Annotated in this window: 11 protein-coding genes; 5 read left to right on the top strand and 6 right to left on the bottom strand. The window is 61.8% G+C overall.

What is annotated here, in order from left to right; all coding sequences use genetic code 11:
• The first annotated feature begins 137 nt into the window (after nt 1-137).
• Complete coding sequence (locus ACRCYW_RS11035; RefSeq protein WP_438550142.1) at nt 138-1,268, top strand: GGDEF domain-containing protein; 1,131 nt, start codon at nt 138-140, stop codon at nt 1,266-1,268.
• A gap of 225 nt (nt 1,269-1,493) precedes the next feature.
• Nucleotides 1,494-2,993 carry a methyl-accepting chemotaxis protein gene (locus ACRCYW_RS11030; protein ID WP_438550141.1) on the top strand — a complete coding sequence of 500 codons (1,500 nt, stop codon included), beginning with the start codon at nt 1,494-1,496 and terminating at the stop codon, nt 2,991-2,993.
• A gap of 80 nt (nt 2,994-3,073) precedes the next feature.
• On the opposite strand, the gene ACRCYW_RS11025 is transcribed toward ACRCYW_RS11030, so the two are convergent.
• Complete coding sequence (locus ACRCYW_RS11025; RefSeq protein WP_438550140.1) at nt 3,074-3,322, bottom strand: DUF2498 family protein; 249 nt, start codon at nt 3,320-3,322, stop codon at nt 3,074-3,076.
• A gap of 122 nt (nt 3,323-3,444) precedes the next feature.
• Nucleotides 3,445-4,824 carry an MATE family efflux transporter gene (locus ACRCYW_RS11020; protein ID WP_438550139.1) on the bottom strand — a complete coding sequence of 460 codons (1,380 nt, stop codon included), beginning with the start codon at nt 4,822-4,824 and terminating at the stop codon, nt 3,445-3,447.
• A gap of 120 nt (nt 4,825-4,944) precedes the next feature.
• Between ACRCYW_RS11020 and ACRCYW_RS11015 the strand changes: the two genes are divergently transcribed.
• Entirely contained in the window at nt 4,945-5,802 is an 858-nt protein-coding gene (locus tag ACRCYW_RS11015) for a helix-turn-helix transcriptional regulator (RefSeq protein WP_438550138.1), read from the top strand.
• Nucleotides 5,803-5,857: 55 nt separating this feature from the next.
• Nucleotides 5,858-7,552 carry an NAD-dependent malic enzyme gene (locus ACRCYW_RS11010; protein WP_438550137.1) on the top strand — a complete coding sequence of 565 codons (1,695 nt, stop codon included), beginning with the start codon at nt 5,858-5,860 and terminating at the stop codon, nt 7,550-7,552.
• A gap of 83 nt (nt 7,553-7,635) precedes the next feature.
• Here ACRCYW_RS11010 and ACRCYW_RS11005 read toward each other — a convergent pair whose 3' ends face one another.
• From ACRCYW_RS11005 to ACRCYW_RS10990, 4 genes are all read right to left on the bottom strand, one after another.
• Nucleotides 7,636-8,712 (bottom strand): OmpA family protein, encoded by a 1,077-nt coding sequence (locus ACRCYW_RS11005; RefSeq protein WP_438550136.1) that lies wholly within the window; start codon nt 8,710-8,712, stop codon nt 7,636-7,638.
• 228 nt (nt 8,713-8,940) lie between these two features.
• A complete protein-coding gene (ompA, locus tag ACRCYW_RS11000) occupies nt 8,941-9,942 on the bottom strand; it encodes a porin OmpA (RefSeq protein WP_438550494.1) in 1,002 nt (333 codons plus the stop codon).
• A 444-nt stretch (nt 9,943-10,386) separates the two neighbouring features.
• The gene (gene ompA / locus ACRCYW_RS10995; protein WP_438550135.1) at nt 10,387-11,406 is read right to left on the bottom strand and encodes a porin OmpA; all 1,020 of its coding nucleotides are present in this window, start codon (nt 11,404-11,406) and stop codon (nt 10,387-10,389) included.
• 303 nt (nt 11,407-11,709) lie between these two features.
• A complete protein-coding gene (locus ACRCYW_RS10990; protein ID WP_438550134.1) occupies nt 11,710-12,303 on the bottom strand; it encodes a hypothetical protein in 594 nt (197 codons plus the stop codon).
• 258 nt (nt 12,304-12,561) lie between these two features.
• Between ACRCYW_RS10990 and ACRCYW_RS10985 the strand changes: the two genes are divergently transcribed.
• The gene (locus ACRCYW_RS10985; RefSeq protein WP_026456659.1) at nt 12,562-12,828 is read left to right on the top strand and encodes a helix-turn-helix domain-containing protein; all 267 of its coding nucleotides are present in this window, start codon (nt 12,562-12,564) and stop codon (nt 12,826-12,828) included.
• Nucleotides 12,829-12,998: the final 170 nt, after the last annotated feature.

Genomic DNA, 12,998 nt, shown 5'->3' with positions numbered 1-12,998 from the left:
GGGTTGAAACGTTTGCGTGCGGTGATTATGATCTGCCGGTTTGCATGATGCTCCCCGACGGATAAATCAGGTCCCCGTGATGTATCCGTGTGAGGACGGTGTAGAATGAGCGCTCAGTTGTCATGTGGAGACTCTGGATGCTGAAGTTGTCGGAGTTTTGGAGCGCAAAGGCGCATTCTGAAGATTTTACCCTGACCCGGATGGGCTTCATGACGGTCCGTTTGCGGCTGCTGACCTGCCTGCTGATGGTCGGGCTCCCCACCTGGTCCCTGGTGGATTGGCTGACCCTGGCCCCGGCCCAGTTCGAGGCCCTGCTCCAGGCGCGCGTCTTCTGTCTGCTGGCGCTCTCACCGCTCATCCCCTTCTCCTATCTCATCCACTTCAAGCGCACCAGGATGAAGCTGGCACTGGGTTACCTGATGGCGGTGATGATGCTGTTCTCCCTCATCTGCCTGCGCACCTTCGGGTCCGAGCAGGAGTTGCAGGCGGGCTACATGGCTTTCCCCTATCTGCTCATCAGCCTGTTCGCCATCTTCCCCATACCCCTCTCCCTCAGCCTGCAACTGGCGGGGTGCATCCTGGTCACCATGCTGGCGGGCAACTGGTGGCTGGTGGATCAACCCCTGTTGGGCCTGCAGACCCTCAACCAGATCTGGTTGCTGGCGCTCTTTACCCTGGCGAGCGCCTGGGTGCAGTGCGGCCAGCTCAACATGTTGCTGCAGCTCTATCGGGAGTCCACCACGGATGAGCTGACCGGCATGATGAACCGGCGGCTGCTGATGAAGCAGATCGAGCAGGCCAGGGCGGCCTTGCTCAGCAAGGAGAAGCCCTTCGCCGTCTTGCTGCTGGACCTGGATCGCTTCAAGCGGATCAACGACACCTACGGCCACCTGGCGGGGGATGCGGTGCTCAAGGAGGTGGCGGCGACCCTGAGTGAGCAGCTGGAGCCCGACATGGTGCTCGGCCGCTACGGCGGCGAGGAGTTCTCCATCCTGCTGAGCGGCTGCGGCGATCTGGTGCAGGCGAAGCGGGTGGCCGAGCGGCTGCGGGTGGCGGTGGAGGCGCGCCTGGTGAAGAGCCCCACCTCCGACGAGCTGCTGGAGGTGACGGTGAGCATAGGCCTGACCCTGGCCCGGCGCGGAGAGGGCATAGAAGCCCTGCTCAACCGGGCGGACGAGTGCCTCTATCTGGCCAAGATGGCGGGGCGCAACTGCGTGATCAGCGAAAGCGCCTTGCTGAACAAGCCCTTCAACGCCAGCGTGGCCTGAGGGGCTCGGTCCCTTCTGCCACTTCTGCTCCTTTCTGAGGATCCTGCTCCTTCCAGACGCCCCTGTGGCGTCTGGCCACGGATCCCGACCGGCCATGCCATCCCTGGCCGGTCACAGGCTTCCCCTCCCGCACCTTCAAGATTATTCACTGTTTCATCATCGGCTCTCCGGGTGGCTTCTATCCTGTTACAGGATGAAATTGCCGACATCTCAAGGAGATAGCCCATGACGGCCACCACCGATTTTAGCGACCATTATCGCAGTAGCGACAGGATCATGCTGGGTTTGCTCTGGTTTACACTGCTTTGTTCTGGCGGATTGGCCTTTTGGCACCAGACCTGGCTGCAGACGGCCCTGATCGGGGCGCCGGTCTGCCTGCTCCTGACGGCGCTCTATCGGGGGATAGGGGGCACCCGGCTGATGCGCTGTCTCATCGGGGTCGGGCTGATGGTGATGGCGGCGCTGCATATCAATCAGGCGCGGGGGGTCATCGAGATCCATTTCGGCATCTTCGTGCTGCTGGCGGTGCTCACCTTCTATCGGGACTGGCTCCCCATCGTCGTCTCGGCGGCTGTGATAGCGGTGCACCACGTGCTGTTTCATGTGCTGCAACACGCCGGTTTCCCCGTCTATGTGATGGCGACCCACGGCGGCTGGGGGATGATCTTCCTGCACGCCTTCTACGTGGTGATAGAGAGCGGGATCCTCATCTACCTGGCGCGGCTCAGCCTGGCGGATGCCACCGAGAATCAGGAGGTGCTCGGCAAGGTGCTGATGGCTGCCAACCAGCTGAACAAGGGGGCCGGGGCCCAGGCCGGTGAGGAGGGGCTCAGGCTCTCCTCCGGGCAGCGCTTCGACCGCTTCCTCGACCAGGTGTCCAACCTGGTGGATGGCGTGGTGCGCGACAGCCGCAATCTGGGGGGGCTGAGCCAGGAGCTGGCCCGAACGGGTTCGACCCTGGAGGAGGGGGCCAGGCATCAGCTGGATGAGGTGACGCGCATGAGCGGCGACATGGCGCTCATGCTCTCGGCCATGACGGAGATCGCCGCTCAGGTTGAGCACACCCTGCGGTGTGCCGATGAGGCCAGCGATCAGGTGGGCAAGGGGCGGGCCAGCGTGGTGCAGACCGGGCAGGACATCGAGGCGCTGGCGCTTTGCATGGATGAGACCGACAAGACGGTGGCCTCCCTGGCACGGCAGACCAGCCAGATAGGCAAGGTGCTGGAGGTTATTCACGACATCGCCCAGCAGACCAACCTGCTGGCGCTCAATGCCGCCATCGAGGCGGCCCGGGCGGGGGAGCAGGGGCGGGGCTTTGCGGTGGTGGCCGACGAGGTGCGCCACCTCTCCGAGAAGACCTCCGTCTCCACCCGCGAGATTCAGCAGATCATCGAGGGGCTCCAGCAGGGGAGCCGTCAGGCGGCCGGCGCCATGCAGAGCAGTCGGGAGGGGGTCAGTCGTTGCGTCCTCGCCAGCCAGTCGGCGGTGGCGATGCTGCAGGTGGTGGCCGACGACATCGATAACATCAACCGTTTCAATGGCCAGATAGCGGCCACCACCCAGGCGCAGTCCAGGGTCTCGGCGGAGATAGGGGAGTGTCTTGGACGGGTCCAGCAGATTGCCGAGTGCAACGCCGGCAACATAGCGGCCCTGACCCGCAGCAGCCAATGCCTGCCTCCCCTGGCCGCCCGGCTGGAGAACCTCGGTCGGGCCTTTCACGAATGACAGTATCCCCCGGCGCGGATGCCGGGCCAGAAATGCAAAATGCCACCCTGGGGTGGCATTTTCACGAGCGCAGCGGGCGCTTACACCAGACGGTATTTGCCCGATAGCAGCTGGGCCAGCAGCTTGAACATGTTGAACACCGCCATGGTCTTGCCGGTCGGGGTGCCATCCTCGCCGAGGAAGAACTCCCCCTTGAACACCAGGATCTCCCCCTTCTGCTCCACCGAATCGGCGCGCATGCCGTGGATGAAGTCCTCGTGGTTCTTGATGATGCCGTTGGCCATCTCCAGCAGGGCAGTCTCGGTGATCAGCTCTTTTTCTGGTTGCATGCTCGTCTCCTTAAACGACTACTGACAGGGCAGGGGTGCCCCGTCGCTGATTGAAGAGGGCCCAAGCATACTGCAAAGAGGGTTTTTCTGTCATTGATGTGACCCCGCATTTTGCCCGCTCATCAGCCCATCACCAGGTTTTTGAGCCAGCGCCGCTGGCGAATGCGGCGCTGCACCAGCAGCACCTTGGAGAGCTCCTCCAGCAGCACCACGGCCACCACCCAGGCGAGGGGCCAGCCGAGCAGGCTGACCGCCACCCAGGCCAGCGGCAGGCCGATGCACCACATGCCGACCACGTCGATGAAGATGCTGTAATTCACATCGCCGCCGGAGCGCAGCACCCCGACGATGCCCACCATGTTGAACACCTTGAGCAGCATGCCGATGCAGAGGATGCCGAGCACCTGACCCGCCTCTCCCATCAGCTCGGCGGGCAGGTTGCCCACCCACTGCAGCAGGTTGGTCTGCACCATCCAGACCGCCATCCCGACCAGCAGGGCCCCCACCGGTGCGAGCAGCAGGAACAGCTGGGAGTGCTGCCAGGCGGCGTCATACTCTTCTGCCCCGAGCCGGTGACCGAGCAGGGTGGAACAGGCCACCGCCAGCCCGAAGAAGAGGGAGATGAGGATGCTTTCCAGCGTCCCCAGCGTGGTCATGATGGCGAGGGAGTCCGTGCCGAGATGGGCATAGAGGAAGCCGTAGAGCAGCATGCCGAAGGCCCAGAGCCCGTCGTGCAGCAGCAGCGGCAGGGCGATCAGGGTGAAGCGCACCACCTCCCTGCGCTGGAAGGCGGCGAGCCAGTCCGTCAGGCGCGGCACCAGCCTGGGCTCCTTGCGCAGCACATAGGCCAGCAAGAGTGCTGTTTGCAGCAGACGGGAGATGGTCGTGCCCCAGGCCGAGCCCGCGACGCCCATGGCCTCGAAGCCGAAATTACCGAAGATGAGGGCGTAGTTGAGGATGACGTTGGCGATGATGGCGATGATGCCGATGCGGGTCGGCGCCGCCGCGTTGCCCACCGAGCGCAGGGCCGCCTCCAGGGGCACCACCACGGCGGTGCAGAGGATGGTGGCCCCGGTGATCATCAGGAACTCGTCCGCCAGGGGACGCAGCACGGGATCCTGGCTGGCGAAGCCCAGCACGCTGCCCGGCGCGATCACGTAGACGAGCGCAAAGGGCAGGCTCACCAGCAGGGCACCCACCAGCGCCAGCGCCAGGGAGCGACGCACCCCCGCCAGATCCCCGCGACCGTAATATTGTGCCGCCAACACCGAGACCCCGCCGGAGAGCCCCGCTATCACCAGCAGGTTGAAGAAGAAGACCCGGTTACCCAAGCCGACGGCCGCCACGGCCGTGGTGCCAAGCTGGCTCACCATCATGATGTCGATGAGGCCGAGCAGGGAGAACATCATGGATTGCAGCGAGACCGGCAGGGCCAGCCGCCACAATCGGGTCATGAACTCGCGGTCGGTGGTTTGTTTTAAAATCGCTTGCCAATAATTCATATCTGTTAACCGGGTTGGTAAAAGATGATATTCATCGGAGGTATGATAGGGGGAGTTGCGAGGGTTCCCACTGTGAGCGACTCTCGGCTTTCTTGTGCAAAACTATCTTGTTGAGGTGCCATGAGCTTTGCGAGCGAGTGCCTGGAAATCGCACCGGGCTGTGACGAGCGGATGCTGGGGCGCGAGGGGCTGCCCCTGCTCGGGGAGGCGGGCATCTTCCTGACCGGTCTCTCCCACATCCGGGATCACTACCTGATCCGCCGCAATCGCCCCGAGTTTCACATCCTGATGGTGAGCCACGGGGAGGGGGGCATGCTGCTCACCGAGGCGGGTGAGCAACCCATACCGGCCGGGGCCCTGGTGTTCCTGCCCGCCGCCGTGCCGGGGGGGCTGCGTCTCGCGGGGGAGCAGTGGCAGACCAGCTGGATCCTGCTGGACGACGTGCCGCGCTGGCGCCACCTGCACCGGCTCGGCCACCGCATCTGGCTGGGGGAGGAGGGGGATCAGCTCTATCATCTGCTCAGCCTGATGCAGGGGGAGGGGGTGAGATCCCCCCTGCAGCCCCAGCTGCTCAGCCTGTTGCTGGCCCTGCTGGACAGAGCCTTGCAGGGGGAGGTGCGGGGTACCCCGGAGCTGCGGCTGCAGGCGCTGTTTCGGCGGGTGGAGGCACGTCTCGACGAGCCCTGGAGCGTGGCCCTGCTGGCGAGCGAGATGGCCTGCTCCGTGCCTCACCTGCACAGGCTCTGCCAGCAGGCGTTCGGCATGGGTCCCATGGCCTGGCTGACCCAGCTTCGGATGAACAAGGCGCGCCAGCTGCTGCTCTACACCAACTGGCCTTTGAGTGAACTCGCCAGCCGGGTCGGTTACAGCGATGGGGCCAACTTTTCGAACCGCTTTCGCCGCCTCACTGGTCAGACCCCCGGGGCCTTTCGTCGCCTGGGTCGCAAACCTTTTGCAACGGATGTGCAAACTCTTTGAAATTAGTGGCGCAAGCCCATAGGATCGGCGGGCCACACAGTCAAGGTACAGATCCATGTTTGAAGATAATAATCAGAAACGTCCTCTCTACATCCCCTACGCCGGCCCGGCCCTGCTGGAGACCCCATTGCTCAACAAGGGCAGCGCCTTCACCAGCGAGGAGCGCAGCAGCTTCAACCTGGAAGGGCTGTTGCCCCAGAACATCGAGACCATCGAAGAGCAGGCGGTGCGCGCCTATCGCCAGTTCATGGCGTTTGGCAACGACATGGACAAGCACATCTACTTGCGCAACATTCAAGACACCAACGAGACCCTGTTCTACCGCCTGCTGACCAACCACCTGCCCGAGATGCTGCCGGTCATCTATACCCCGACCGTGGGCAAGGCGTGCGAGGAGTTCTCCAACATCTATCGCCGCGCCCGCGGCCTCTTCATCTCCTATCCGGACAAGGACAGGATCGATGACATGCTGCAAAACGCCACCAAGCAGAACGTCAAGGTCATAGTCGTGACCGACGGCGAGCGGATCCTGGGTCTCGGGGATCAGGGCATCGGCGGCATGGGCATTCCCATCGGCAAGCTCTCTCTCTACACCGCCTGTGGCGGCATCTCCCCGGCCTACTGCCTGCCGGTGGTGCTGGATGTGGGCACCAACAACCAGCAGCTGCTCAGCGATCCCTTCTACATGGGCTGGCGCAACCCGCGCATCTCGGGGGAGGAGTACGACGAGTTCGTCGACGCCTTCATCCAGGCGGTCAAACGCCGCTGGCCCGATATCCTGCTGCAGTTCGAGGACTTCGCCCAGGGCAACGCCACCCCCCTGCTCAACCGCTACAAGGATGAGCTCTGCTGCTTCAACGACGACATCCAGGGTACCGCAGCAGTGACGCTGGGCAGCCTTATCGCCGCCTGCAAGGCCTCCGGCGCCAAGCTCTCCGAGAAGCGGGTCGCCTTCCTCGGCGCCGGCAGCGCGGGTTGCGGCATCGCCGAGCAGATCGTGGCGCAGATGAAGGCCGAGGGGCTGACGGACGCTGAGGCCCGTGGCCGGGTCTTCATGGTGGACCGTTTCGGCCTCATCACCGACAAGATCCCGAACCAGCTCGCGTTCCAGCGCAAGCTCTCCCAGCCGGTGGAGCGCATCGCCGACTGGCCGGTGGGGGACAACATCTCCCTGCTGGAGGTGATGGAGCACGGTCGCCCGGACATCCTGATCGGCGTCTCCGGTCAGCCGGGTCTGTTCACCGAAGAGGTGGTCAAGACCATGCACAAGCACTGTGCCCGCCCCATCATCTTCCCCCTCTCCAACCCCACCTCCCGGGTGGAGGCGACACCGGCGGATCTCATTCGCTGGACCGACGGCCAGGTGCTGGTAGCGACCGGCAGCCCGTTCGCACCGGTGGAGCACAAGGGTAAGCGCTATGTGATCGCCCAGTGCAACAACTCCTTCATCTTCCCGGGCATAGGCCTTGGGGTCATCGCCTCCGGCGCCAACCGGGTGACCGACGCCATGCTGATGTCGGCCAGCCGGGCGCTCGCCGAGTGCTCCCCCATGGTGAAGGGGGAAGAGGGCTCCTTGCTGCCGGATCTGGCGGACATCCATCAGGTCTCCCGCCACATCGCCAGGATGGTGGCCAAGACCGCCATGCTGCAGGGCAAGGCGGTGCAGACCCCGGACGAGGTGATAGACCAGGCCATAGAGGCGAACTTCTGGCGCCCTGAATACCGTCGCTATCGCCGCACCTCCTTCTGAGGAAGGGCGGGACAACGAAAAGCAGAAGGGATGCATCAGCATCCCTTTTTTGTGCACGGTTGCGGTGAAGGAAAGGTGCGGGATTACTGGGCCGGTTGCTCGGCTGCCGGCTCTGCGGCGGCGGGCTCGCTGGCGGCGGGGGCAGACTGCACGCCGGTCACCCGTACCTCGACCCGGCGATCCGGGGCCAGGCAGTCGATGAGGGCGGCCCTTGCCTTGACCGCATCACACTGGGTGCCGGTAACCGGGTTGCTCTCCCCGTGTCCTTCGATGCTGACCTTGTCGGCGGGCAACCCCTTGCCGATGAGGAAGTTCGCGACCGTGCTGGCACGGGCCTCTGACAATGCCTGGTTGTTGGCATCCGAGCCGATGCGGTCGGTGTAACCCATGACCACGGCATTGCCGTCCTTGGGTTTGACGTCGGCGATCTGCTGATACAGATCCTCCAGGGCGGCCATGCCCTCGGGTTTGAGCTCCGCCTTGCCAAAGGCGAACAGCACGTCCGAGCTCAGGTTGAAGGTCTGATCCACGGGCTCGGGGGGCGGCGGCGGGGGGACCACCAGGGGGGCGGCTACCGGCACGGCGGCCACGGTGCGGTTCGGGTGCAGCACCAGCTCTATGGTGGCCGTGCTGATGTCGCTGACCCAGCGCTGGGTGCCGCTGCCGAGCTTGTCGTTGTCCGGATCGTCGCCAACCCGCACCATATAGCGATAGCGTGCCTGGATGTCGACCCAGTCGTGCAGTCTGGCCGTCAGCCCGAGGCCCGCCAGGGGGGCCAGGTTGTCGTCACCGCCGTTGACGGATTTGACGTGATAGATGTAGCCGCCGCCCTCGGCGAACACCGAGAAGATGTCTCCGAGGGGCAGTCTGCCTATCACCGACAGGGTGGCCCCCTGGCTGCTGAAGTCGTTCCCTGCGATGTCCCAGTCACCGGTCGACAAGTAGCCGAGCTCGGCCCCCAGGTTTTCGGTGAAGTTGTAGCCACCGAAGGCGGTGATGGCGGTCGCGTCCTTGCTGACGTCGTTGCTGAAGTCGTCGAGATCATGGGCGATGGCCCAGCCAGCCCCCGCCCCCAGATACCAGTCGTGAACGGGTGCCGCCTGGGCCGCTCCCGTCGCCAATGCCAATGCAATCCACACGGGTTTCAGTCTTATGTTCATCGCGTTTCCTCGTCGATGTTGGGTGTTATAGGGCTCCCAGCCCTTTGTTATATAAACCACCATTATGTATAGGCGATAACCGCGCTTTGACCACTTAAGTGGCGCATCTGTATGGAAAATTTGTGAGGAGGCAGGCAAGTATGAGTGGGCGTCCGGCGATGGGTGCAGGAAACGGAGGCAAATAAAAAGGGGCCGAGTGGCCCCTTTTTTCGGATGCGATGATATCGCTTATTGCTGGACTTCCTGCACGCCGGTGACGCGCACTTCCACGCGACGGTCCGGCGCCAGGCAGGAGATCAGCTGGTTCTTGCCCTTGACCCCGTCGCACTGGTTGCCAGTGACCGGGTTGGCTTCGCCACGACCCTCGATGGAGACCTTGCCGGCTGGCAGGCCCTTGCCGACCAGGAAGTCAGCCACGGTGCGGGCACGGGCTTCGGACAGCTTCTGGTTGTAGGCGTCGGAGCCGATGCGGTCGGTGTAACCGACGACCACGGCACTGCCATCCTTGGGTTGAACCTCGACGATCTGCTGATACAGGGTGTTGAGGGCGGCAGCCCCTTCCGGCTTCAGGGTGGATTTGCCAAAGGCAAACAGCACGTCTGAGCTCAGGGAGAAGCTCTTGTCGACGACCACGGGCTCGGGAGCGGGTTCCGGCGCCGGTGCGGCTACGGGGGCAACATAGGCCTTGCGGTCAGGGTGCATCACCAGTTCCAGGGTGGCGACGCTCATGTCGGTCTGCCAGGTCTTCTGATCGTCACCCAGGTCCCAGATGTAGCGGTAGCGAGCCTGCAGATCGAGCAGGTCGGTCAGCTTGGCGCTGACACCCAGGCCGGCCAGCGGGGAGGTGCCGTTGTCGCTGTCACCGTTGCCGTTGACGTGGTTGAAGTAGGCACCGCCTTCGGCGAAGACGGAGAAGATGTCACCCATGGGCAGACGAGCGATGCCGGAGAGGGTCCCGCCTTGGGTCTTGAAGTCGACACCATCCACACCGGCCTTGCCGGCATAGAGGTAGCCGAGTTCGGCCGCGAAGTTCTCGGTGAAGTTGTAGCCACCGAACAGGGACAGGGCGGTGGCGTCCTTGTCCGCATCCAGGCCGAAGTCGTCCAGCTCGTGGCCATAAGCCCAACCTGCACCCATACCAAGGTACCAGTCGTCGGCCGCCTGGGCGGTGGAAGTTCCCATGGCTGCGATAGCCAGAGCAATCAGGGTTGGTGCCATTTTCATTTTCATCATTTTATCCTCGTTGAGTTGCCGTGCTACGGGCGTACTGCGCACTCTTTTGTTATACCGATCGCAAATGACACTTCATGTGCGACTCCGTGAATGGATCACGGACGGCCTGAATAAAAAATGGATGGTAACCAGGATTCTCATGAAGCCTTCACTCCATGGACAACTAACCGGGCATTGAGCACTTTTAATAGTTCATCCAATGTCTTACAAGCCGGATAACTGTATTCTTTTGACTCGGTATGATCAAGTTTCTGAACAGATAAGCAACAATGAGGGGCGGTGCGAGGGAGTCAGAAGCAGGGGGGAGGATGGCGAGGTAACGGGGGAAAGAATGCCGGTGATGGGCTAAGACAGAAACTGACGCCAGGGCGGGGTCAGCGACAGGCAAGCAAAAGGGGATGCAGTGGCATCCCCTTTTCGCATTATCTGAACGAAATCAGATTATTGCTGAACTTCTTGAACGCCGGAGATGCGAACTTCTACGCGACGGTCCGGAGCCAGGCAGGAGATCAGCTGAGCCTTGGCCTTGACGCCGTTGCACTGGGTGCCGGTGACAGGGTTGGCTTCGCCACGACCTTCGATGGCAACCTTGCTGGCAGCCATACCCTTGCTGACCAGGAAGTTGGCAACGGTGCGGGCACGCGCTTCAGACAGCTTCTGGTTGTAAGCGTCGGAACCGATGCGGTCGGTGTAGCCAACAACAACGGCGCTGCCGTCTTTCGGCTGGAACTCAACGATCTGCTGGTACAGAGCGTTCAGGGCATCTTGACCTTCAGGCTTCAGGGTGTCTTTGCCGAAGGCAAACAGCACGTCGGAGTTCAGGGCGAAGTTCTTCTCGACAACTTGCGGAGCCGGAGCCGGAGCTTCTTCAACTACCGGAGCCGGAGCCGGCGCTACGTAGGAAGAACGGAACGGGTGGTATACGGCTTCCAGGGTAGCGATGCTTTGGTTAGCTTTGTAGCTCACGCCACCCGCTTCCAGAGCAGCCACATCCCACATGTAACGGTAGCGAGCTTGCAGATCCAGCGCGTCGTTAACCTTGTAGGTCACACCGGCGCCAGCCAGCGGGGATACCTTGGTATCGCTGGTGCCCATACCGTCGGTGTGGCCCCAGTAGGCGCCGCCTTCAGCGAACAGGGAGAAGTCGTTGCCCAGCGGCAGACGAGCGATACCGGACAGGGTGGCACCCTGGCTCTCGTAACGGTTGCCATCGGTGTTACCACGGCCGGTGTACTGGTAGCCCAGCTCGGAACCGAAGTACTCGTTGAAGTTGTAACCGGTGAATACGTTGACGGCAGTCGCGTCTTCTTCGCCGTTGGTCACGCCTTCGATCTTGTTCAGACCGTTGAAGTGGGTAGCACCAACGCCGGCACCGAAGTAGAAATCATCAGCGGCGTGCGCTGCGGTTGCACCCATGGTAGCCATAGCGATGGCGATCAGGGAAGGAGCCATTTTCATCATAAAATTATCCTCGTTGAGATGGCACGTATGACGTGCTTCGCACTTTTTAATTTATGTAAGCTGCTGGCTCTGCCGATTAACGATGGTTGAATCGGGCAGGGATCCCGGTTCCTTCCAGGAGGCACGCATCTGGGTGCACATGTGAATGGTTCGCATTGTCACCAATGAGCGCTCCACCACAAACAGCCGTGTCATTCCGATGACGTGGCGCACTCTAAGCCCATTTCAAAACATGATCAAGCTCACAGATAACTCATTGGGCAGATTGTGTCGTGTGGATAACTGGCTGTTTATCCAAATTTATTAGTGATCCAAGTAGGCGCGGTGCAGCTTTTTTTCAAGCTTCAAATAGGCCTGAACCCAGCCATTCTGCGAGGTCGCGCTCGATCCCCTCGCCGCGAATACCGCGAGATAATCGGCCTCAGTTGCTTCGCACAGCAAGGGTGTGAAACTGAGCAAAAAATGACGGGCCAGGTAGGGGTCGAGGGGCCAGATATTGAGGATGGCCCGCGCCACTGGCTGAACGGCGGCTGAACAGATGAAATGTAGGTGCCCCGTCTCCAGCCAGGCGGTCATCTCGCCAAGGGCCTGTTCGGGGACGATTCCCCCGTCTCCCTGCTCGCATGCAAGCTTCATGCGGTGACCATTGCCAAGCAGCAGGCTGCCATCTTCCTGCAAGACTCCATCGTGACCACGCAGGGACACGGCCGTGGGCTGCTCCAGATAGAGGCTGCACCTGTCCGACAAGGCCGCCAGCACAGACTCCGCCTCGCTTTGCAAAGAGGCGGGCAGCCAGAATGCCTCGGCCCGGGCTTGCTGGCTCTGGCTGAGTTGGAGGGGAAGGGATGCGGGATCCGAATCCGGATGGAGACGGGAAATGATGCCGGGGAAAGCCATGCTGATTACTCTTTAAGGGATAACTGGCGGATTATACGGGGGATGACCATGGCGACCATAAAGGTTTCTCTTCGAGACTGTTTACCTGAGGCGACGCAGCGATTACCATCCCCGATGTTTGTTAGGGTTGTCGTCGAAAGACGCTGATTAAAGATAGAGGCTCGACCATAACGAGTCCGTTCAAAACTGATACACTTGACTACGAGTCGTCGCGAAAAATAAAGGTGGAATCAATCCGCCGAACGGAGTAAGGAACACATGAATTCAAATATCGTAACTGTTGGCAAGAAGATCCGTCAGATCCGCGAAGCGGTTGGCCTGAGCCGTCCCAAGTTTGCCGATCTGCTGGGTGTCCCCCCGACCACCCTGAAAAACTACGAACTGGGTTATCGTGAAGTTGGTGGCGCCTTCCTGGTCGCCCTGGCTCACCACCCGGAACTGCACAAGTTCACCCTCTGGCTGCTGGCCGACAAGAAAGTCGCCGAAATCGGTCAGATCGGTCCGGACGACCTTGCCAAGGCTTGAGTGATCGAGCCGAGATAAAAGTGCCGCCTACGGGGCGGCATTTTTTTATCCATCACTTCCTATATTGGCTTAATTAAATATTGTTTACTGTGCTCTGGGCAGTGATTTCAACCAAAACTCCTTGGCAAGCTGGCGTGATCCCCAGAGAATTCCGACCCTTTGATCGGGGC

The organism is Aeromonas sp. (assembly GCF_051657805.1).
Taxonomy (GTDB): domain Bacteria; phylum Pseudomonadota; class Gammaproteobacteria; order Enterobacterales; family Aeromonadaceae; genus Aeromonas.
The sequence above is the reverse complement of the archived record's forward strand: the minus strand, read 5'-3'. Positions and strand labels throughout refer to the sequence as shown.